18 protein-coding genes and 1 riboswitch are annotated in these 22,480 nt (G+C 37.2%); of the genes, 5 read left to right on the top strand and 13 right to left on the bottom strand.

The genetic code is table 11. The features are described 5' to 3' along the window. Positions 1–186 precede the first annotated feature (186 nt). Positions 187–687, bottom strand: coding sequence for a methylated-DNA--[protein]-cysteine S-methyltransferase (locus AN161_RS13400; RefSeq protein WP_053594864.1), 501 nt, complete (start codon positions 685–687; stop codon positions 187–189). A 106-nt stretch (positions 688–793) separates the two neighbouring features. On the opposite strand from AN161_RS13400, the gene AN161_RS13395 reads away from it, so the two are divergent. The 3 genes from AN161_RS13395 to AN161_RS13385 all read left to right on the top strand — a co-directional run bounded on the left by AN161_RS13395 (position 794) and on the right by AN161_RS13385 (position 3,324). Beyond that, positions 794–1,525: a phosphate ABC transporter ATP-binding protein gene (locus AN161_RS13395; RefSeq protein WP_053594863.1), complete on the top strand. Its 732-nt coding sequence runs from the start codon at positions 794–796 to the stop codon at positions 1,523–1,525. Then, positions 1,522–2,274, top strand: a complete 753-nt coding sequence (fetB, locus tag AN161_RS13390) for an iron export ABC transporter permease subunit FetB (protein WP_053594862.1) — start codon at positions 1,522–1,524, stop codon at positions 2,272–2,274. The genes AN161_RS13395 and fetB overlap by 4 nt, the downstream gene beginning before the upstream one ends. Positions 2,275–2,349: 75 nt before the next feature. Next, a complete protein-coding gene (locus AN161_RS13385; RefSeq protein WP_053594861.1) occupies positions 2,350–3,324 on the top strand; it encodes a proline dehydrogenase family protein in 975 nt (324 codons plus the stop codon). 342 nt (positions 3,325–3,666) lie between these two features. Here the strand turns inward: AN161_RS13385 and AN161_RS13380 are convergent, their stop codons facing one another. The 11 genes from AN161_RS13380 to AN161_RS13330 form a co-directional block, all read right to left on the bottom strand. Next, positions 3,667–4,221: a hypothetical protein gene (locus AN161_RS13380; protein ID WP_075807240.1), complete on the bottom strand. Its 555-nt coding sequence runs from the start codon at positions 4,219–4,221 to the stop codon at positions 3,667–3,669. A gap of 185 nt (positions 4,222–4,406) precedes the next feature. Continuing rightward, complete coding sequence (locus AN161_RS13375; RefSeq protein WP_053594859.1) at positions 4,407–5,018, bottom strand: response regulator transcription factor; 612 nt, start codon at positions 5,016–5,018, stop codon at positions 4,407–4,409. A 16-nt stretch (positions 5,019–5,034) separates the two neighbouring features. After that, entirely contained in the window at positions 5,035–6,042 is a 1,008-nt protein-coding gene (locus AN161_RS13370) for a sensor histidine kinase (protein WP_198926884.1), read from the bottom strand. Between the two features lie 502 nt (positions 6,043–6,544). Then, positions 6,545–7,576, bottom strand: a complete 1,032-nt coding sequence (locus AN161_RS13365) for a fatty acid desaturase (RefSeq protein WP_053594857.1) — start codon at positions 7,574–7,576, stop codon at positions 6,545–6,547. Positions 7,577–8,081: 505 nt separating this feature from the next. Beyond that, positions 8,082–8,582, bottom strand: coding sequence for a GNAT family N-acetyltransferase (locus AN161_RS13360; RefSeq protein WP_053594856.1), 501 nt, complete (start codon positions 8,580–8,582; stop codon positions 8,082–8,084). A 92-nt stretch (positions 8,583–8,674) separates the two neighbouring features. Next, positions 8,675–12,106, bottom strand: coding sequence for a methionine synthase (metH, locus tag AN161_RS13355; RefSeq protein ID WP_053594855.1), 3,432 nt, complete (start codon positions 12,104–12,106; stop codon positions 8,675–8,677). Beyond that, on the bottom strand, positions 12,099–13,946 hold the full coding sequence (locus AN161_RS13350) for a bifunctional homocysteine S-methyltransferase/methylenetetrahydrofolate reductase (RefSeq protein ID WP_053594885.1): 1,848 nt from the start codon (positions 13,944–13,946) through the stop codon (positions 12,099–12,101). Before AN161_RS13350 ends, metH begins: the two co-directional genes overlap by 8 nt. 92 nt (positions 13,947–14,038) lie before the next feature. Continuing rightward, positions 14,039–14,138: riboswitch (SAM riboswitch) on the bottom strand. A gap of 125 nt (positions 14,139–14,263) precedes the next feature. Continuing rightward, complete coding sequence (locus AN161_RS13345; RefSeq protein ID WP_053594854.1) at positions 14,264–15,652, bottom strand: protoporphyrinogen oxidase; 1,389 nt, start codon at positions 15,650–15,652, stop codon at positions 14,264–14,266. Between the two features lie 149 nt (positions 15,653–15,801). Further along, positions 15,802–17,088, bottom strand: a complete 1,287-nt coding sequence (locus AN161_RS13340) for a globin-coupled sensor protein (protein WP_053594853.1) — start codon at positions 17,086–17,088, stop codon at positions 15,802–15,804. A 1,100-nt stretch (positions 17,089–18,188) separates the two neighbouring features. Continuing rightward, on the bottom strand, positions 18,189–19,472 hold the full coding sequence (locus AN161_RS13335; RefSeq protein ID WP_053594852.1) for a tetratricopeptide repeat protein: 1,284 nt from the start codon (positions 19,470–19,472) through the stop codon (positions 18,189–18,191). 167 nt (positions 19,473–19,639) lie between these two features. Then, a complete protein-coding gene (locus AN161_RS13330; protein ID WP_053594851.1) occupies positions 19,640–20,656 on the bottom strand; it encodes a YdcF family protein in 1,017 nt (338 codons plus the stop codon). A gap of 322 nt (positions 20,657–20,978) precedes the next feature. Here AN161_RS13330 and AN161_RS13320 point away from each other — a divergent pair, with 322 nt between their 5' ends. Both AN161_RS13320 and AN161_RS13315 read left to right on the top strand, forming a co-directional pair. After that, complete coding sequence (locus tag AN161_RS13320) at positions 20,979–21,452, top strand: hypothetical protein (protein ID WP_053594849.1); 474 nt, start codon at positions 20,979–20,981, stop codon at positions 21,450–21,452. Continuing rightward, entirely contained in the window at positions 21,440–21,727 is a 288-nt protein-coding gene (locus tag AN161_RS13315; protein ID WP_053594848.1) for a DUF2653 family protein, read from the top strand. The genes AN161_RS13320 and AN161_RS13315 overlap by 13 nt, the downstream gene beginning before the upstream one ends. Positions 21,728–21,780: 53 nt before the next feature. On the opposite strand, the gene AN161_RS13310 is transcribed toward AN161_RS13315, so the two are convergent. Then, positions 21,781–22,149, bottom strand: coding sequence for a potassium channel family protein (locus AN161_RS13310; protein ID WP_053594847.1), 369 nt, complete (start codon positions 22,147–22,149; stop codon positions 21,781–21,783). Positions 22,150–22,480: the final 331 nt, after the last annotated feature.

Genomic DNA, 22,480 nt, shown 5'->3' with positions numbered 1-22,480 from the left:
ACAAGAATCTGCTCGGCATCCTATATATGTCATGCAGATTCTTTTCCAATTTGATTATCATCCAAGAACAGTTTACTCACCTGGATAGGCGTATTGATCAATTTAAGAGAAACTCTGCGCAATTGCCTGTCAGAGAGGAATCTACTCAATACGATGTTTAAACCACTTTAGACAAATCGCCTGTCTTTAGACTTTTTCTAGTTCAAGTAAAAATTCTTTCATAGCTAGTCCACTACGAAAACCTGTTAGCTTACCATTCTTTCCAATCACACGATGACAAGGAATAATTGCTAATATTGGATTAGCACCAATTGCACTACCTACAGCTCTTACTGCTTTCGGATTACCGATGCGGTGTGCAATATCTGAATACGTTGTAGTTGCACCATATGGTAGCTCCTTCAACGCATCCCATACCGCTAGTTGAAACGGTGTTCCTTTTACATGTATTGGCAAATTAAATTCAGTAAGTTCTTTATTAAAATAGGCAGTAAATTGCTTAACATAGCCCTGTAACTTTTCTTTATTCTCTTCAAATCGATAGCCTTTAAAAGGCTTTTTCGCCCACACTTCCACCTCTTCAAATGGCGCATTCGGTGTTCCGATATATACAAGACCTTCATCTGATGCAACGATATACATATTGCCTTGTACATATGTTAGTGTGTCTACATATAATACATCCATTCTCTATCCCCCTTAATTATAGCCTGAAAAATGTTAAATAACTTTAGCTTCCATTCGTTTCATGCTACAGTTATTTTACTTATTATTATAAAGGAGTTTTCACTATATGAATACGTCATACGAGCCTGCTATTCACTTTCAACAGGTTAGCTTTTCAGCGAATGACAAGACGATATTAAATTTGATTACTGGATCATTCCCTAAAGGAAAAATCACAACATTAGTCGGCCCTTCAGGTGCTGGTAAAACAACTCTACTTAAATTGTGCAATGGACTATTATCACCTACAGATGGTCAAATATTAATTGATAACCAACATATTTCTACATACGAGCCAACCGCTTTAAGAAGACATGTAAGTATGGCTCTTCAAGCAGCACCCATGATAGCAGGAACTGTATTTGAAAATCTTGCACTTCCTCGTTCGTTACAAGGAAAAAAGCTGACGGAGCAAGAGGCTATCCAATATTTACAAGATGTTGGACTTGATCAAAGCTTTTTACAACGCCCTACAAATAAATTATCAGGTGGACAACGACAAAAAGTCTCTATTGCACGAACACTTATCAATCAATCCTCCATTTTATTATTAGATGAAATCACATCTGCACTAGATCGTCAATCCGTTCAGGAAATTGAGACACTAATTGCTACAATTAATAAAAAATACAATGTTACAATGATCTGGATAACTCATAATTTACAGCAAGCACTGTCAATCGGGCACTATACATGGGTTATGATGGATGGTGAGCTTATTGAAACAGGAAAAAGTTCCTTACTTAGCGCCCCTACAAATCCACGTGTCTTAGAATTTGTACAGGGGGTGAATGCATGACATATACAACACTATCTCTAACATTAATTTTTGTATTAATACCAATTATACTATCAAAAACTTTAAAGCTTGGACTCGAAAAAGATACAATCATAGCTACTATTCGTTCTATTATTCAACTGCTTGCAGTAGGTTATATTTTAAAATTTGTCTTTGATGCCCAAAGCTATATTTATATTTTCCTTATGATTGCTTTAATGATTTTAGTAGCGACATTAAATGCTCGTAAAAAAGGGAAAGGTATAAAAGGGATTACGTGGAAAATAGCGTTAACTCTTATCGTGATAGAAGTTGTTACTCAAGGTGTTTTGCTCGGTTTTAATATTATACCAGCAACTGCGCAGTATATTATTCCGATTAGCGGCATGCTGATTGGTAATTCTATGGTTTTATCCATCCTATTTTTAAATCGTTTTACAGCAGAAATCACTAGTCACCATAATGAAATTGAGTTAATTTTATCGTTGGGAGGCACACCAAAACAGGCAATTCATCAACAACTAATCAATGCGGTAAAAGCAAGTATGATCCCTACAATTGAGAGCCAGAAAACTATTGGACTCGTTCAATTGCCAGGTATGATGAGCGGTCAAATTATCGGTGGTGCAGACCCTATTCAAGCGGTGCAATTTCAGCTATTAATCATTTTCGCCCTTCTAACGACTGCGACATTATCGAGCATAATGATAGGTTTTTTAAGCTATCCTGCACTTTTTAACGAACGCATGCAAATACTTGAAATGAAATAATTGTTATATTGAAAACAATATATATTTTCTAAATTATGTTATACTAAAAAGAAAAATGCAGTGAGGAGAATGACCATGTTATTACGCGATTTTTTCATCCATTTATCTGAAAACCAACTATTAAATAGTACTGCAAAAAAATACGGTCTAAAATTAGGAGCGCAAAGTGTAGTAGCTGGTACAAATATTGAAGAAACGATTGCGAGCATCAAAGAGCTTAACGCACAAAATATCTCTTGCACAGTAGATAATTTAGGGGAGTTTGTTTCAACTGAAGAAGAAGCAACTAAAGCTAAAGAACAAATCCTTGCTGTTATTGAAGCTATTCATGAAAACAGCGTTGATGCGCATATTTCGTTAAAGCCCTCTCAATTAGGCTTAGATATTGATGTTGATTTTTGCTACGACAATTTATATGAGATTGTAGAGAAAGCAGCAGCATATGATATATTTGTTAATTTTGATATGGAAGACTACGGTCGTTTGCAAACATCCTTTGATATGGTTGAAGAGCTATCCAAAACATTTAATAATGTAGGCACTGTTATCCAATCTTACTTTTACCGCGCGAAAGACGATATTGAGAAATTCAAAGACTATCGTCTACGTATCGTAAAAGGTGCTTATAAGGAACCTGTGGATGTTGCTTTCCAAGATAAATTAGATATTGATTTAAACTTCATTGAGCTAATCGAATATCATTTACTACACGGTAAATTTACGTCTATAGCAACACATGACCATAATGTTATTGCACACGTAAAACGCTTTGTAGCTGACAATAATATTCCACTCGATAAATTCGAGTTCCAAATGCTTTACGGTTTCCGTACAGACATGCAAAAAGAGCTTGCTAAAGAAGGCTATAACTTCTGTGTATATGTGCCATTCGGCGAAGATTGGTACGGCTACTTTATGCGCCGTTTAGCGGAGCGTCCCCAAAATCTTAATCTTGTTACAAAGCAAGTATTTACGAAAAAAACGAACACCGTCCTTGCTGTAGCAGCAGGTGCATTCGTTCTTGGACGTTTAACAAAACGTAAAAAATAAGGTCCCACATAAAGAAGCCAGAAGCTTAATTGAATAAGCTTCTGGCTTTAATTACTTTCCACAGGCACTAAGCTGCTTCCCTCACTGCTTGATTTCAGATTCTCAGTTTATTTGTTGTTCCCATAAGAGTAATTCCAATCATTGAGAGTTCGTAAAAAATGTGTAATAAAAATAATCAGTGGGGATGAAGAAAAGCCCCACTGACACTGAATCAATTACGCCTCGGCATAATTGCGTCCGGAGCCTTAACTTCTTTCATCGGATGTTTGGACACCGTTGAAAAGTTCTTAAACCTTCATTCATCTCATCACTAATAGAGGTAGGAGACTTAAGAAGTTAAAATTATTCAACATGTAAAGCAATAGTTGAAACAATTGCTTCTGCTGCATACTCCCATTTACCATCAATAAAACTACCCAATTTTTGCCCAAGCTCTTGGATCATTTCGAGCGTAATCGGAATATCATTTTTTTGTGCTAATGTAGCAATAAATGGAGCAGATAAACTTGTCCAACCTCCTCGGTCAATTTTAATCTCCACTTGCTTTACTTCTCCATTTTCTATATCAATACGGTAGTATAACTGATCATCCGGACGCCAGCTTAAGTGATGGGAGATTTGTCCATTTACAACTGTTAGATCATTCTTTTTCGAAATAGAAGCTGGTTTTACATTAAATTCATGACCTAGTACATTTAATTTTTTGATTTCAGGACCGACTAATGCCGCCTGAACAGCTAGATCCATACTACTTTGTAATGGGATAGATGTCTCCGTCTCAACTACTGGATCCACCATATCGTTGCTTGCAGCAGAAACGGCTGAAGGATATGCGCTAGTTACAGCGAATGTTGTTGCTAATAATGCTGTTGAAGTAACTTTTATAATTTTTCTCATAATTACTTCCATCCTTCCCATTAAAATGTTTAAAGTTTACTAAATCTTATCATTAATAGTCAAAATATACAATATCCTAATATCTTTTTAAAATGACAAAAGGCACTGAATTTAAATTATCCAATGCCTTAAGTCTATTTTTAACCCATACCCTTTCTTAGGTATAAGGGTATTAATGCTTTTCTTTATTTATTCCACCCTTTTTCTTTAAAGCGTGCAATAGCTTCAATACGATTCCCTACATTTAATTTTTCTAAAATAGTTGAGATATAGTTGCGGACAGTTCCTGCCGATAAAAATAATTCTGCAGCAATTTCTTTTGTCGTCTTCCCCTCTGCAACAAGTGTCAGTACTTGGCTCTCACGGTCTGTTAATGGATTTTCACTATCATCCTCATAGACAAAGTCAACGAGTTCAGGCGCATAAATTCTTTTGCCATCCATAATTGTGCGAATGGCACTGACCAATTCTTCGATCGGACTATCCTTTAGTAGATAGCCACGAACACTAGCCTTTCTTGCACGTTCAAAATAACCTGGCCTTGCAAATGTCGTTAATATAATCACTTTACAATCCGAACCTAAGCAATGCAGTTCCTCGGCAGTATCCAGTCCAGTTTTCACCGGCATTTCAATATCCATAATACAAATATCAGGCTGATGCTCTTCTACAAGCGCCAATGCTTCCTCACCATTTTTTGCTAAGCCGACGACCTCCATATCATCTTCCATACTAAGTAAAGAACGAAGTGCGCCTAATAGCATCCCCTGATCTTCAGCAATTACAATTCGTATCATGTCACAATCCTCTTTTCTATATGTTCTTCAGATTTTCTTTGACCTTCTGATGCGTAATCGCCACTGGAATCGACACTGTTAATGTAGTGCCCTCTTCACTTTCGATTTTAAAGGAACCGTTTATAAACTCTAAGCGTTCACGCATTCCCTTTAATCCATTACCAGTTTTCCATGCTTGCTTTTTCGTGATTCCTTGTCCATTATCACGGACTATTAAATATACTTCCTTAAAATTTTGATGGAAGGCAATTTCGCATTTTGTAGCGCCACTATGCTTAACGACATTATTAACCGCCTCTTTTAAGCACATGGATAATACATTTTCTACAAGTGGTGGTACTTGCAATGAATCTTTATCACCATGAAATACGAATTCCATTTCGGCTGCCTTTAATATTTGAGAAATACGCATAAGCTCGTCTTCAAACCTAGCTGTTCGCATACCTGATACTAATTCACGTACCTCTTTTAATGCGATGCTCGCTGTTTGACGAATATCCTTAATCTCCGTTAGAGCCTGCTGTGGATCTCGTTCAATTAATCTTGAAGCTAAGTCACTTTTTAGTCCTATCATTGATAACTTTTGACCGAGAGTATCATGTAAGTCACGAGCAATACGTTGTCGTTCCTCAAAAATAATTAACTCAGCTATTCGTTCATTAGCAGTCTCAAGCTGCCCCTCTAAATTTTCACGTTTATTTTTTGAATAAATCGTTAGTGGCATAAGTACAACTGCTAGAATCGTTAAAACAACGAACGGTAGTTGTGATAAAAATAAGTGTAGCTCAACAAAGAAGCCAACACCTGTCGAAATAACCGTGAAGCCAATATGTAGCCCGTACATAATATAGAAGCCAACAGGTTTACGAATATTCCCAATGAAGAAAGCTGTGAAAATTGATAAATACACATAGCCATACAATATGGTCATGACGATATTAATGACCATTTCAAAGCTAATCCACATATAAACAAGACCGCTTTTCGAATTCATGGAAAACCGATAGAAGATAAAATATAGCATTAAAAATGTAATACCAATTGATATTTCTATATAGGATGATTTTCTAAAAATGAAGAAAAACGGTAGGAAACAGAAAATAATCCATAAATATATACTGAGCATTGGACTATTCGGAATAATACTGTGCCATTTCCTCATCATAATCTCACGCTCTTTCCTACTTTTCCCTTATTATAACAAGAAAATTAATTTTGTGCCTGAACATGGTTTTTAATGCACTATCCATATAATTACATCCCTGTAGTAATTGGCTCATTTTCATAACATGGGGTTGATTTCCGTTCCTACTGGGCGCTTTCCTGGGGCATCCGATGAGCCCCAAGGAGTCGCCCAGCCCCCACTCCAATCAACTTATATACAAGCTACGTCTTAAAAATGTCATCCACAACTTTTGGTGATGAGCCTTTTATAACACGATAAACTAATATTTCCCTGGCCAACACACCTGACAGTAAAATATATAAAACAGCCACCCCTTAATGAGATGGCTGAAAAAATTCTACTAAGCAGCGAAACTGCCTCTTGCTTTTCGTTTGATTATTTCACTAACTTCTTTAAAAGTTACAAACTTACCTTGTTCTTCATCATATAACTTGTAGCGTAACGATTCTAAACTTTTACGTAATGTAATTGTTGTCGCCGTGTGTAATGGCGGTGTTTCATTATGCACTTTTTCAAGGTTATAGTTTGGTACGCGAGGGGCTAAATGATGTACATGGTGAAAGCCAATATTACCTGTAGCCCATTGTAATAGCTTTGGTAATTTATAATACGAGCTACCTTCAACAGCAGCCTTTACATAATCCCATTCTGAGTCATGTTCAAAATAAGAATCCTCGTACGTATGTTGAATATAGAATAACCAAATACCAAGAGAACCAGCAATAAATAATGTTACACCCTGTACTAATAAAAATGCTTGCCAACCCATAAAGTAAATTAAAGCTACACAAATTCCCACAATAACGACATTTGTTAAATATGTGTTAAAGCGTTCCTTCTGTTTAGCGTCCTTACGATTAAAACGGTTTAACACTAATACCATATATAATGGGCCTAAGCCGAACATTACTAACGGATTACGGTAAAAACGATACCATAAACGTTGTCCTTTAGATGCTTCTAAATACTCTTCCACTGTCATCATATCAATATCACCAATACCACGCTTGTCTAAGTTCGAGCTAGTTGCGTGGTGAATTGTATGCTCACGCTTCCATTTTTCATACGGGAATGATGTGAACACCCCAGTTACAAAACCAACCCAGTCGTTTGCTTTTTTACTTTTGAAAAATGAACCGTGTGTACAGTCATGGAAAATAATAAATGTTCGTACGACAAAGCCAGCAGAAATTACACTTAATCCAGCTGTTAACCATGGTGAAACATCCACTAACATATAGCCAGCTACCCATAAAGCGATTAAAGGTACAATCGTATTCACCATTTGAAAAATACTTTTAACTGTATCAGATTTCGCAAATGGTGCTACATCCTGGCGCAGTTTTTTTGTTTTTTCTCGATCTGTTGCCATTGTTTTTACTCCCTCGTTTCCTTTTCCTTATGACCTCATCATAAAACAAGAGTATAATCTGTAACAGAAGCAAACATCATAAAAAGGATATGACATTTGTCATATCCTTTTATCTTTTCGTCAAAAGAATAAACATTAAATAATTTGTATCAATAAACAAAGGTTGATGTTCACTCCGAGTTGGCGCTTTCCGCGGGCTCGGCTTCAATCTCCTCGTCACTGCGTTCCTGCGGGGCTTTCAGCGCAAGCTAATCCCGCAGGAGTCGCCACTCTCCGTGAAAAATCAACAACTCCTCATCATTAGCATAAGTAGACAAGCTAATCCAAAAGAATATAACTATTTATTAAAATATCATAAAAATCCACTATGGAGGAAAACAATACTTTTCGACGTTCCTCACAAAATACTGAATGTCGAGGTCTCACGATTAAATTACTATACTGCTTTATGCAAATAAAATAGAGTTTGTCTTCAGCCTGAAGGATTTGACATGCCATACCCTTTCTATGCTTTTGGTCCAGTTAACTGTAGTTGATAAAATACAAGATCTAGCCACTGTCCAAATTTATAGCCTGCGTTTTTAATTGTACCCGCATATTCAAAGCCTAGTTTTTCATGTACTTTAATACTTCCGATGTTTTCACCATCAATGCCTGCTACTAGTGTTTTCACACCTTGCTCTTCCGCAATTCGAATAAGCTCATGCATTAACTGTGTAGCTATTCCCTTTTGATAATGATCCTTATGCACATACACAGAGTGCTCCATTGTGTACCTATAACCAGGATATGGACGGAACTGACTATATGTTGCAAAGCCGGCTACAGTGCCATTTTCGTCGAAAACCAGCAGTGGATTACCAGTTGCTTGTTGCTCCTTGTACCATTGCCTTTTTTCTTCCAACGACTGTGTTTCATATCGATAAACGGCCTTGCTCGTTAAAATAATGTCATTATAGATGTCTAAAACCTCGGGTAAATCTCTCTCTTCCATTAATCGAATCATCATGCTCACGTCCCAACCATAATAGGGTTTATCACTAAAACTAAACTATCACATTTGATTCATTACATAATGTTATACCACTTTTTTCAACATTACACATTAAAATATCGAGCATCTGGATGTGCAAAGACAATTGCTGAAACAGAAGCTTCTGGCTCCATCATAAAGCCTTCCGTTAAATGAACACCAATGTCCTCTGGTTTTAATAAACCGAACAATTTCTCTTGATCCTCTAAGTTTGGACATGCAGGATAGCCGAATGAGAAGCGCTGTCCTTGATATTTTGCCGCGAAACGATCACGCATTGTAAAATCTGTCGCATCTGGGAAGCCCCACTGGTCACGAATCTCTTGGTGCATACGCTCCGCAAAGCCTTCTGCAAGTTCAAGGGCTGTAGATTGTAATGCATGACTTTCAAGGAATTTCCCTTCCTCTTTTAGCTGACGAGCCTTTGCCATAACCCCTTGTCCTGCCGTTACCACCATTAAGGCAATATAGTCCATTTCATCGCTTTCAACTGTTTTTAGGAAATCTGCAAGACATAAAAACGGTTCAACTTGCTGACGCGGGAAGGTAAATCGTTCAATTTCTGTTTTGCTATCTGCTGGATCATAAACAACTACATCATCCCCATCTGCTTGTGCAGGGAAAAACTGATACATACCTGATGGTTTCAATAGGTCCCTTTGTAAATAATCGTCAACTAAATCTTTTAACTCCGTTGCTCTTGCATCGCCAGCATCAAGTAATTGCTGTACTTGACCCTTTAAACCTAGGTGATGTCCAAGTAATGTCCGCATATTAACATATGGATATAAATGCGAAACAGCATATTCTCTCTTTACATGGCGGCGCACATCTGCTGGTAGAAAGACAGACGCTTCCTTTATTGTGCGTACAGGCTTTATAGTTACTTCTTTTATAGGGCGAGCCGCTCTTTTTTCGTCTGCCTCTAAGCGTTTTTCACGCGATTCCTTAATTTCAGCTAAGAAATCTGCACGTGTATCTGTCCCCATTAACCTATTTGCCTGCTCTAATCCTTGCATCGCATCCTTTGAATAAATGACAGGTCCATTATATTCGCCGGCAATTTTTGTTTCAGTAAAGCGACGGGATAATGCCGCTCCCCCTACTAAAATAGGTACGTCAATACCTGCTTCCTTGAAATCTTGAGCTGTAATAACCATTTGCTGCGCTGATTTTACAAGTAAGCCTGAAAGCCCGATGAAATCTGGCTTTTCCTTGCGAATCGCTTCTATTAACTGGGCAGGTGTTACTTTGATGCCAAGATCAATCACCCTATAGCCATTATTACTTAAAATAATATCAACAAGGTTTTTCCCAATATCATGCACATCGCCTTTTACAGTTGCAAGTACCATCTTCCCCTTGCCAGCACTCTCTTCATCTTTCTCCATAAATTGCTCTAAATGTGCCACCGCTGCCTTCATAACCCCTGCTGATTGTAATACTTCTGCTACGATCAGCTGATTATCGTTAAATAAGCGGCCAACCTCTGCCATTCCATCCATTAATGGTCCATTAATAATAGCAAGCGGTGTTTCGAAAATTTCACGAGCAGCCTCTAAATCTTCAATAAGCCCTTCTTTTGTACCCTCTAAAATATAGTAAGCTAAGCGACCTTCTACTGTTTTCGGAATATCTGCCTCTGTTTTTTCCTTCTTTTTATCACGATAGAAATCCGTGAAGACAGCTAATGTTTCATCATTTGTATGAAAGAGTAAATCATTTGCTAGCTTAATCTCTGCCTCTGGAATCGATGCATAACGTTCTAACTTCTCCGTATTCACAATTGCATAATCTAAACCAGCCTGTGTACAATGATATAAATACACGGCATTCAATACTTCACGACCTACGGGTGGTAATCCGAATGAAATATTACTTACACCAAGCACCGTTAATGTACGAGGCATTTTTTCTTTAATCAGGCGAATTCCTTCCACCGTTTCGAGTGCCGAGCCAATATACTGTTCATCTCCCGTACCTACTGGGAACATTAGTGGATCAAAGATAATATCTTCAGGAGCAATACCCCACTTTTCTGTTAACAATTTATAGGAACGCTCAGCAATCTCTAGCTTGCGATGTCGGTCAACCGCCATACCTTGCTCATCAATCGTACCCACAACTAAAGAGGCACCATATTTTTTCACTAGCGGTAAAACTGCGTCAAAACGCTCTTCGCCATCCTCTAAGTTAATCGAATTAATGATGGTTTTCCCTTGAGAAAACTTAAGTGCTTCCTCAATTACTTTTTCATCTGTTGAGTCAATTACAAGAGGTACTTTTACTTTTTTTACAACCTCCTGCATAAAGCCACGTATATCGGCTAGTTCATCACGGTCAGGATTTGCTAAACAAATATCGATAACATGTGCTCCATTTTTCACCTGAGCACGCGCGATTTCTGCTGCTTCCTCAAACTTCCCATCAATAATTAAATTTTTAAATTTACGAGAGCCGATTACATTTGTCCGTTCTCCAATAAATAATGGACGCATAGAGTCGTCATACACCAATGGCTCGATACCTGATACTACATGACCATGTGTTGCATCTGGTAATTGTCGAGGCTTTTCGTCCTTTAGCACCTCTCGAATAGCAGCAATATGCGCTGGCGTTGTACCACAGCAGCCTCCGACAATATTCAGCCAGCCCTTTTCAGCAAAGCCTTTTAGCTTCCGTGACAATGATTCAGGCGACTCATGATAGCAGCCCTCCTCGTCAGGTAAGCCTGCATTCGGATAACAGCTAATATAGCCTGTTGAAAGCTCTGCTAGTGAACGAATATGATCAGTCATAAACTCTGGCCCAGTCGCACAGTTTAGGCCAACTGACAATGGCTTAATATGCTCGATGGAAATGTAAAAAGCATCAATTGTTTGACCAGCAAGTGTCGTACCCATAGGTTCAATTGTTCCTGATATCATCACAGGTAGCTCTTTTCCAGTTGTTTCAAAAGCACGAGATACACCCAGTGTACCTGCCTTAACATTCAACATATCCTGACTCGTTTCCAACAACAGAACATCGGCTCCAGCTTCGATTAGTGCCTTCGCCTGAACATAAAAGTTTTCCTCTAACTCTTCAAATGTAATACCACCTGTAACTGACAAAGTTTTTGTAGTTGGTCCCATAGCCCCCGCTACAAAACGAGGCCAATCGGACGTTGAAAACTCATCCACTACTTTGCGTGCAATTTCTACAGCGCGTTTATTAATCTCTTCTGCTTTCGTACCAAGATCATATTCATTTAATACAAGTGGAGTACTTCCAAATGTATTTGTACAAATAATATCTGCTCCAGCCTCTAAATATTTTCCATGAATTTTTTCAAGCACATCTGGTCTAGTTAGCACAAGATTTTCATTACAGCCATCATATTCCTCGCCGCCAAAATCCTCTGCTGATAAATTTTCATTTTGTAGCATTGTACCCATTGCGCCATCAAGAATTAAAATTCGTTTTTCTAATTGTTCTTCAATCAAGTGCTTAGCCATTTATACTTACCCCTTTTTTCTGTTCATCCAATTGCTCAATAAATTCCATCAATTCTAGTGTCATATCATAGCGCAAAAATGGTGTGATGAGGTAAATACCATTGAAATATTCCGCTGCTACTTCTACTAACTCCTTGGCAATTGCAATTCCTTCTAGTGTTGCGCGTTCTTTATCATCACCACAAGCCTTCATGCGGGCTAACGCATCATCAGATAGTTTGATGCCCGGCACTTCATGATGTAAGAACTCCGCACTTTTATAGCTCGTTACTGGCATAATGCCTAGATAAATTGGTGTTTCTAAATGCTTTGTCGCCTCGTAAATTTCCACGATTTTTTCCTTTGAATAAACAGGCTGTGAAATAAAATAATCTGCCCCATGCTCAATCTTCTTTTCTAATCGTGCTACAGCTCGGTCTAATACACGTACATTGGGATTAAACGCAGCCGCTACAGAGAAATTCGCCTTTTTACGAAGAGGTTTCCCTGAGAATGATACTCCTTCATTTAACTGTTTTATTAACTGGATTAGCTCCATTGAAGATACGTCATAAACGCTAGTCGCCCCTGGGAAATCGCCTACCTTTGTCGGATCTCCAGTAACTGCTAAAATATCATGAATGCCTAGTGCATTTAATCCCATTAAATGTGATTGAAGACCAATTAAATTACGATCTCGGCATGTTATATGTGTCAACGGGCGTACCCCATGTGTTTCTTTTAGTAAGGCACCCATTGCAACATTACTAATTCTTGGGGATGCAAGTGAATTATCAGCCATCATGACTACATCTGCGCCTGCTTCATATAATTTTTGGGCACCTTCAATAAAGCCTTCAATTTCTAAATGTCTTGGTGTATCTAACTCCACTATAACTGAGCGTTCACGTTTTACTTTTACATGTAATGGCTCATAATTTGGTGGCTCTGCCTCACGTACAACCTCTACTTTTTCTGGCTTCGCGTGCTTTTCCTCTACTGGAGATAGCTCCTCTAAGTATTTTTTCGCCGCGGCAATATGCTTCGGTGTCGTACCACAGCAGCCACCGATTAAACGTACCCCCTGATCTCGAAGCTCTACAGCTGCTCGACCAAAATAATCTGCTTCTGATTCATAAACAACACGGCCATCCTCCAAATCAAGAAGAGATGCGTTCGGATACGTTGACATAAATGCCTTTTCAGGAAGCTCTACACCTTCAAATGCTTGTATAGTATGGTGAGGACCTAAGCGACAGTTAACACCTACGATATCAGCACCTAGCGCTTCAAGTTCATGTAAAGCGTTATTTAAACTCATTCCATTTTGCAAAACTCCTGGTTCATGCATAGAAACTTGAGCAATAATCGGTAATGTTGTTTTAGCTCGTAGCATTGTCAAAGTTGCTGTTAGCTCTTCAAAATCATAATATGTTTCAAGTAAAAGGCCGTCTGGAACTCCTGCAAGTAAAACAGTTGCTTGCTCTTCAACCGTTGCTAAAATTTCCTCTAATGTTGCGTCACTCTTTCGAATACCACGGATCCCCCCAATAGTACCCAAGACAAATTGTCCACCATCTGCCGCTGCTCGTTTGGCAATCGTCATAGCGGCTTCATTAAACTGCTGCACACGTGATTCTAATCCATAGCGGGCTAACTTTATGGCATTAGCTCCGTAAGTGTTCGTTTGAATAATATCGGCTCCAGCTGCTATATATTCTCTATGAATCTTTTCAATTAATTCAGGTCTATGAACATTCATTTCTTCATGACAGTACTCCAAGCCATAGCCGTATAATACTGTACCAATTGCACCATCTGCTGTAAGAACATGCGTTTTTAACTTTTCAAGCAATCCCATAAAACTAGCCTCGCTTCCCTTATCTTTAAAATAAAAAAAGCCTTCTTTCAAAAAAAAAGAAGGCTTTTACGTCGTTTCGTAATTGTTTTTCCTTCTCATCTTCGACACAATGGTCTTCTGGATTTAGCACCTGACAATAAGTTGGTTGCTGAAGCTTCATAGGGCCAGTCCCTCAGCTTCTCTTGATAAGAATGTAGTATGAATTTTTTAAATAATTAAAAGAATCATATCGTTAACGAACGATTGAGTCAAGACTATTTCACTGAACAGAGGATAATTTCCACCTGAAATACTATATTTTGCTTTAAATCAAACAATTACGATAGTTTTCCAGCAAGCTCCTCACCAATTTTTTTACCATTTTGAATACAAGCACCTATGCCTACTCCAAAATAAGAGCATCCCGCTATTGATAGATTTGGATAGTTTTTCTCAAGCTCTTGTACTAGACCTTGCAACGCTTCACGATGTGCCAAGTCATACTTCGGCATTTGGTCGATCCATTTTGTCACATCAACAACAGTTGGTTTTTCCTCAATCCCCAAGCTTTTTCTTACATCCTCTAGGGCAACAGCTGCCAACTCTTCATCTGTCATTAAACGTAATCTCTCATACTCAGGGTTAATGCTCTTATAAAAAAGTCGCACAAGTAATTTCCCTTCTGCTGAGGTGTGCTTCCACTTGCGACTTGTCCAAGTTGCTGCATTACATATAACATCCGAATTATGTGACACAATATAGCCTGTTCCATCTGCAGGTAATCTATTATCGGGTACATCAAATCCTAAATAAATCGTAATTGCGGAGGCAGTATTGAATTGTTCAAAATAGCGGTTCAAAGATTCATCCTGCAATATGCTTTGTACCGATTCATTCGGAAGTGCCAATACAACATGATTTGCTTCAATCATTTTACCGTTTGCTAATGTAACGGAGTATTGATTCTCCTGCTTTTTAACACTAGTAGTGGCAATTCCCTTAATAATTTCTACATCCGTTAATGTTTCTTCAAGTCGATCAATTAGTGATGATAAACCATTTTTAAAGGAAATAAATTTTTTATTTGCAGCTTGCACAAATTGTTCCCTGTTTGCATCGAAACCTTTAATAATACTACCGAAATCATTTTTGTAATCGATTAGATACGGTAAAGTGGAAGCAATTGAAAGTTGATTTAAATCTCCTGAATATACACCTGCAAGTACGGGCGCTATTTGGTTTTGAACAAGCTCCTCGCCTAAATAATACGTTAAAAATTCCCCAATAGAGCTTTCCTTTGTAAACCCTTCATTTGGCATTGTTAAATCCTTTAATGCTGCTTCTTTACCCTCTTGTGAGACAAGTGTGCTTTCCTCAAGAGATTGTAAGTTCATTGGAATACCGAACGTTGAGTCTGCTGGAATGGCATGTAGTTCATTATTTGTGTAAATATACGAAATACCTGTTTCGTTGTACACAAGATTTTGTTCAAATTTAAGTTCCTCTACTAATTCAATAACACCTTTATGACGCGCTACAATGGAATCTGCTCCTGTTTCCAGGATGAAGCCTTGTTCATATGCAGAGTGAAGCTTGCCACCAAGGTATGTATTTTTTTCTACAAGCACAAGCTTTACTTCTAAGTTTTTCTCCTGAACTTGGCGTTGCAAATAATGCATCGTACACAATCCTGTAATTCCGCCACCTAATACAACAACTGTTTTCATATTAAATCGCCCCTATTTTTAGTTCTTTATTCAGTATAAACTTTTTTACCTGAAAATTACGCTAAACCCTTTACAAATTTAGCAAAAATGGAGCTATCCAGCGCATTGGATAGCTCCATTTTTTTCTATGTTCAAATAGCATATATCCTCTAGAGATTTTGTGCAAAGCTAGCTAATTTTTCAGCAGAATTTTTAACCTCATTAAAGGCAATACCTAATTCACTTAGTGTTTCTACTATTGTTTGTATTTCTTTTTCCATCTGGCCATTTTGATCTTTGGCTTCTGTCATAGCTTCCAATATGTTAGTAAATTGCCCTTCCGTTTTTACCATATTTTCCTCACCAGAAGCTACCTTTTCTTGTATATTACTAAGCGATTGAACAAGTTTATCTGTCCGCTCATTTGTTTTATGTAGTAACATCGCTACCGATGTGACAGATTCCTTCGTTTGAATCGATAGTTTTCTCACTTCATCTGCAACAACACTAAAGCCTTTACCCGCTTCTCCAGCACGAGCGGCTTCTATTGCCGCATTTAAAGCCAACAAGTTTGTTTGATTAGCAATATTTGTAACAACATTCATAATTGATTCCATTTCCTTTGACATATCTGTCAACTGTACAATGTTTTCAGTTATATCATTAAGTGAGTAAATAATATTACTCATATTTTGTGATTGACTCTTTAATCTTTCTCGACCTTCTAATGCCTGACTCTCAGCCATAGTCGACACTTGAAGTGATTTTTTCGCTAGTTGTTTAATTTCATCAGATTGTCCACTTAAGCGATGAAATGAGCTATTCGTTTCCTGAGATATTGTGGCAAGACCTTCCGAAGACTCTACGACCTTTTTCTCTACCACTTCTTTACCACGTTCTAGATTTTCATGAAGTTGCTCAACCGTATTCTCAAATGCTTCTAAAACCAATTGTTGTTCAAAATTAGAAATTTTTGAAATAGCTCGAATTGTATTGAACTGATCCATTGGATGATTAATACACTCTTCAACCAAGTCAATAAGTGACGCTGTCAAATCTTGAAAAGCACAGATATACCATTGTGTTTTAAGTCCGATGTGGACATGTACCTTAGCAATTTTAACTCGCCTTTGATAAAACTCATCATCAATCGTACCATTAAACATTTCAATAATATGACGTCGTAATGTGATTTTCAACTTCTCCACAGAACTATGTCTATTGATAATATCCACTAAATTATGTTCAGTTCCAATCATTTCATAAAATCGATTAACAATGTGTTCAATATTGCCTTCTACAATAGGTTGGAAGGCTTTTAAATATTGTAAATCTCTCTTTGTCAATTTGAGCATTTCAATTTGCTTTTTCATTGAATAGCGATTAGTTACATCCATTTTTACAATGTATTGTTGTAAATCTAACGCCATTGTCTTTCTCTGTTTTTGAAAAATCACACATTTACCCTCTTTCATGCCGTGTACTTTTGCAAAGCTGAGAAAAATCTAATTCCGTCCACTAAAAATATAATAAATCAGGAAGGCTCATCACCATCACGCGGGGTTGATTTCCGTTCCGACTGGGCGCTTTGTTGCTGTCGCTTCGCTTTCGCACAGATAAAACTTTGTTGCTGTCGCTTTCGCACANNNNTTCGCTTCGCACAGATAAAACTTTGTTGCTGTCGCTTCGCTTTCGCACAGATAAAACTTTGTTGCTGTCGCTTCGCTTTCGCGCAGAAAACATTTGCCGCTGTCGCTTCGCTTTCACGCAGAGCAGAGCTTCCTGCGGGCGTCCGATGAGCCGCTTGGGCCTACACGATGTAGGTCACGAAGGCGTTATCACAGGACGTGATGCTTTTAGCCTTCGTTCCTTTATTGCTACTTCCCAAGGAGTCGCCCAGCCTCCATTCCAATCAACTTATATCATGGCATATGTTTTAATAAATGCTATCCTCAACTTTTAGTGATAAGCCCTCAGGATGTTGGTTAACCATTTTAAAGACGCTGATTTCTGCTACGGGCAACAATCAGCTAAAAATGGGCATACATAAACAAAATACCAACAAAAAATCCTTTTACCGGTCAATAATAACCCTATACTTTCCCAATCAACACGCCTAATAAGAAAAAGTACCATTATTTTCGATAATATTGCAAAAAAATAGTTTAACGGAATAACATTAATTAGCTATAGCTACTAACTACTCTTTCAAAATCACTCATATACCTTATACATTTTATAAATAACTGTCAATTTCCAGATATACATTTTTTTCTAAAAAATGTATGAAAAGTCCCTGTGACTTAACTAATTGTTCAAAGCAGTAAAAAAGCTACCAAAATACTTTTTGGTAGCCAATTTACATCATCTCTTGTTTTTTATGCTTATTTTTCCCTTGTTTTTGTTTGTAGTAATTGCCCCTTCATTATATTAATATTTTTACAATTAGAGAATATGGATATTATATACCTATGCAATACATCAAAACAAAAACTTAAGACCCAAACAAAAGAGAGTAATAATCAAATCTAAATACCTACATTTTTTTAATTAAAATTTACATTCCTTTTAATTCTTGCAGTAAAATAGCTGCCTCTTCGTTTCCTGCATCTGCTGCAAGTCCGTACCATTTTATAGCCTCTTTTATATTTCTAGCTATTCCTTCCCCTTTATTGTATATGTGTCCTAGTTGTAATTTAGCTTCCGAATCCCCTTGAAGAGCAGCCTGTTTAAACCAATGAATACCCTTTTCAATATTTCGTATACCTGTTAATCCTTGGCTCCAAATAAAGCCCAAATCATAAAAGGCATCGACGTGATATTGCTCCGCAGCTCTTTCATACCAATATAATCCGCGGTTTACATCTTTAGTTTGACCTAAACGCCCCTCTAAATAAATTCCTCCAAGTCGGTATTGTGCCTCAACATAGCCTGCTTCAGCAGATTTTTTATAGCAGCTACATGCTTGCTCCTCATCATTGTCGATTCCTAATCCCTGCTCGTAAATAATTCCGAGTGTAAACATAGCCTCTGCCACACCTTGTTGTGCAGCGACGTCGAACCACTTCTTCGCAAGTACCAGATTTTCTGGTACACCCTCACCGTTAAAGTACATATCTGCTAAATTATTTGAGGCATCTGGATGACCCTGCTTTGCTGCAGACTCATACAATGAAAAAGCTCGGTTATAGTTTTCTTGAACACCTATACCTTCAAAATAAAAATTACCAAGTGCATATTGTGCGTCAGCATTACCCTGTGTTGCTGCTAACTTAAACCACTTTATTGATTTTTCAGGTTGGAAATGCGTGCCATCAATTGCACTATAATATTCTCCAAGCTGAAATTGTGCATCTGCATCCTGTTCCTCGATGGCATCTTTGTATAAATCAATTATTACTTCATGATCTAGATCTTCTTCGTCAAACGCCTCAACCTGCTCATCTTGGTGGATAAAATACCATTCCAATATATCAAGTACATCATCAACAACTTCAACGCAATTGGCTAACTTCTCCAGTGAAGAAATTTGCCAAATCAAAATATAGATAGGGAGTGGAATTGCTTCACGCAGTAAATCATCATATTCAGCTAAAAGCGTTAACACATTTTCCTGTACTGACTGTGCCTGCTCTGGATGTATAATTTGTAAATGTCTTTGTTGTTTTTTTTTCAAAAGTCCTCGCACAACTTCATGTAATATTTTGTGCAAGGCTGTTAATTGCACTTCTCCGACTGTTATCAATTTACCGTTTTGTGCAAACCATGTACCTTGTGTTTGCGTGAGCTTTTGTAGGGATTCAATTCGCTCTTTATTTTGTTTTGCTAAAAAATTGCCCATACATTAGTTTCCCCCCTTGCACTCTATCAATTTCGCCTTGGCGTAATTGTTGCTGTCGCTTCGCTTTCGCACAGAAAACATTTTGTTGCTGTCGCTACAAAAAACATTTGCTGAATGAAGATAAAAACTGTCTTACCACTATTATATGGAAGACAGTTTAAAAATGGTTACACATATGCTCTCAATATTAATCCAATGAACAATGTAATGAATAAAAAGACAGTGACATGAATCCATTTATACATTTCTAATAAACCGATAAATTCACGAGTAAAAGCATTAGGTACATAATAAAAGGCTGTTTTTGAACCAACACCTTGTGCATCAAGTTTCGCTTTATTGGCATAAATACTGGCACGAAAAACATGAAAATTATTCGTCACAAATAAGGATCGATATTTTTTTCCTTGTGCAAGTTTATCCATGATTTTTTTAGAGAATGCCATATTCTGTTCAGTATTTGTCGATTGATCTTCCATTATTACTTTTTGAGCTGGTATTTGATGTACGTCAACGATATATTTTTTCATCGCATATGCTTCTGATACTTTTTCATCATCCCCCTGTCCACCTGAGACGATAATGTATGGTCGTTCACCATATTTTTGATATTGCTTTGCGGCCTCATCTAAACGGCTAGCTAAAAGTGGTGGCACTTTATCTCCAATTAGCCCTGATCCTAGTGCAATAATATAGTTAGGCTCATAAAGGATTGGCGTAAAATGATATAGAGTGGCATAGGCCATTACACTTGTGTATAAAAACATTGTATAGCCAAACACCAAAAACACATAGAAGAAAAGAATATGCCAAATTACATGTTCGATATTCGTAAAAATAACAAAAACATACCAAATCATCATGATAAAAAAGCTCAAGCCAAAAACGGCTAACAATAAATTACGAACTTTACGTCCTTCTTTTTCAAGTAAAACTTTACTATTAAAAAACGTAGCTATCGATAAGATAAACATAATACTCGGGAAGCTTCCTAGTATAATGACTATCCCCATCTTCGACAAAATCCCCTGCTCATTTGGCATCAATAGAGGATAATGACTGATTATAGTGCTCAAAATATACAAGCCTAAAAAACCTAGAACTACTGCATTGAAGAAACGTCTCTTTTCCGTTGTATATAACAATAAAAAAATTGCAATTAATAGTAATATCGTTGTAATCATCCTCTCACTCCTTTTATATCATTTTTCAGGCTCACCATCATAACGCGGGATTGATTTCCGTTCCGACTGGGTGCTTCCTGGGGTGTCCAGCCTTCACTCCAATCAACTCATATACATGGCTTACGTTTTAAGAAATGTCATCTCACCTTTTGGTAATGAGCCATTTTATATTCTTTCCTTCCGACACTACTTGTTCAAATTTGTTGCTATGCCTAAATTAATGAAAGCGATTATTGTATTTTTCAAGATGATTCATGTAGAATTAAACTATTACGAACTAGTTTATAACAAAACTAAAAATTATATTGGAGGAATGTAAGTAATGAAAAAAATTCTTGCCGCTCTTTTTGCAGCGACACTTATGTTTGCGACAGTAGGTGCAACATTGTTCATCTCAGATACACCAACTGCAGAAGCTAAATCCTATAAGTCAGGTAAAAAAGGTTTCTCAAACAATAATAATAACAATAGCTCAAATTTCCAAAAATCTCAGGATAAATCTAAAGACCAAAATAATGCAACAACAAATAAAAACAATACAACTTCTACAAACAAAACGGATTCAACAGCTAAGAAAGGTGGTTTCTTCTCAGGCGGCCTTATGAAAGGTATGATGCTTGGTGGCTTAGCTGGCTTATTATTCGGAAGTCTTTTCGGTGGTATGGGTATGCTTGGTAATATTTTAGGCTTATTAATTAACGTTGCAGCCATTGCTATTATCGTAATGCTAGTTGTAAAAATTGTTAATATGTTTAAAGATAAAAAACGTAAAGAGGAAGCACAATGGCACAAATAATTAATGAGCAAGATATTATAAATGCAATTTGCTTATCACAAGCCTATTATAAAAACATTCGCCCTGAGGATGTGCTTGTAGAACTAGCATACGATGATGACACAGGCTTTGGTGCAGAAGTTGAAGTTAATGGTCAAATCGAAATGTTCGATACAGCAGCTATGATTGGTGCACTTCGTGTATGGATTAAAGATGTCCTACATAGTGATCCATTTTCAACAGGCATCGAACTCGTCCTAGACGATGAAGAAGGCATTATTGCTAGATTATCGTAAATAAGAAAAGTATAGCAGTTCAATAAATCTTAAAGATTTATTGAACTGCTTTGTTAATTTTCAAGACGTTTTTTTGCCTGTTCTTTTTCATCTTCCTCAATTGAAAAATCGACAATTGATCGACCGAGCATCAATAGCGCAATAAACATGACGCCTGTTCCAACAATTAAATAAATCATCGTAAATATCTTTGAAAAATCACTGGTAGGATACAGACCCGTCTCAACACCTGTTGGAATTAAACTCACTACTGCAAAATACATGGCATCCAGCCAGTACCAACCCTCTGTCCCTTTATAAAACATTGTTCCGGAAAGAATGATTAAAAATAATGTTGTAAACAATGATAGAAACTGTGGACGCTTGAATGACCTCCATATCCCTTTTAATAATCTTTTTGCAGATAAAATAAATGACAGCATCGCATTCTCCTTTTGATCAATTTCTCCTCAGTATGATTTACATCTAAAAATTGTACTAGATATTCATAACAATAAAAATAAAATATTTCAGATATGTTGATTAACCATTTTTATCCATCTTAATTAATTAGAAGGCTCTGATTTCCGCTACGGGCTACAATCAGTTAAAAATGGGCATATATTAGCAAAATAGCAACAAAAAAATCCTTTTATCGCTCAAATAATAAACCTATTTTTCCCTAATCAACACGCCTGAAAATATTTAAAACTATATTTTTTTATTGAAAACGTAAAAGGTAGAGGCTTCTATTCACAGCCTCTACCTTGAATA

This window comes from Lysinibacillus sp. FJAT-14222 (assembly GCF_001278875.1).
GTDB lineage: Bacteria > Bacillota > Bacilli > Bacillales_A > Planococcaceae > Lysinibacillus > Lysinibacillus agricola.
The sequence above is the reverse complement of the archived record's forward strand: the minus strand, read 5'-3'. Positions and strand labels throughout refer to the sequence as shown.

Excerpts from the sequence above, each read along its gene's own strand:
- AN161_RS13385 (WP_053594861.1), top strand. The coding sequence starts at position 2,350 with ATGTTATTACGCGATTTTTTCATCCATTTATCTGAAAACCAACTATTA.
- AN161_RS13335 (WP_053594852.1), bottom strand. The coding sequence starts at position 19,472 with ATGGGCAATTTTTTAGCAAAACAAAATAAAGAGCGAATTGAATCCCTA.
- AN161_RS13320 (WP_053594849.1), top strand. The coding sequence starts at position 20,979 with ATGAAAAAAATTCTTGCCGCTCTTTTTGCAGCGACACTTATGTTTGCG.
- fetB (WP_053594862.1), top strand. The coding sequence starts at position 1,522 with ATGACATATACAACACTATCTCTAACATTAATTTTTGTATTAATACCA.
- AN161_RS13360 (WP_053594856.1), bottom strand. The coding sequence starts at position 8,582 with ATGATTCGATTAATGGAAGAGAGAGATTTACCCGAGGTTTTAGACATC.
- metH (WP_053594855.1), bottom strand. The coding sequence starts at position 12,106 with ATGGCTAAGCACTTGATTGAAGAACAATTAGAAAAACGAATTTTAATT.
- AN161_RS13395 (WP_053594863.1), top strand. The coding sequence starts at position 794 with ATGAATACGTCATACGAGCCTGCTATTCACTTTCAACAGGTTAGCTTT.
- AN161_RS13370 (WP_198926884.1), bottom strand. The coding sequence starts at position 6,042 with ATGCTATATTTTATCTTCTATCGGTTTTCCATGAATTCGAAAAGCGGT.
- AN161_RS13400 (WP_053594864.1), bottom strand. The coding sequence starts at position 687 with ATGGATGTATTATATGTAGACACACTAACATATGTACAAGGCAATATG.
- AN161_RS13350 (WP_053594885.1), bottom strand. The coding sequence starts at position 13,946 with ATGGGATTGCTTGAAAAGTTAAAAACGCATGTTCTTACAGCAGATGGT.
- AN161_RS13330 (WP_053594851.1), bottom strand. The coding sequence starts at position 20,656 with ATGATTACAACGATATTACTATTAATTGCAATTTTTTTATTGTTATAT.
- AN161_RS13375 (WP_053594859.1), bottom strand. The coding sequence starts at position 5,018 with ATGATACGAATTGTAATTGCTGAAGATCAGGGGATGCTATTAGGCGCA.
- AN161_RS13380 (WP_075807240.1), bottom strand. The coding sequence starts at position 4,221 with ATGAGAAAAATTATAAAAGTTACTTCAACAGCATTATTAGCAACAACA.
- AN161_RS13315 (WP_053594848.1), top strand. The coding sequence starts at position 21,440 with ATGGCACAAATAATTAATGAGCAAGATATTATAAATGCAATTTGCTTA.
- AN161_RS13310 (WP_053594847.1), bottom strand. The coding sequence starts at position 22,149 with ATGCTGTCATTTATTTTATCTGCAAAAAGATTATTAAAAGGGATATGG.
- AN161_RS13365 (WP_053594857.1), bottom strand. The coding sequence starts at position 7,576 with ATGGCAACAGATCGAGAAAAAACAAAAAAACTGCGCCAGGATGTAGCA.
- AN161_RS13345 (WP_053594854.1), bottom strand. The coding sequence starts at position 15,652 with ATGAAAACAGTTGTTGTATTAGGTGGCGGAATTACAGGATTGTGTACG.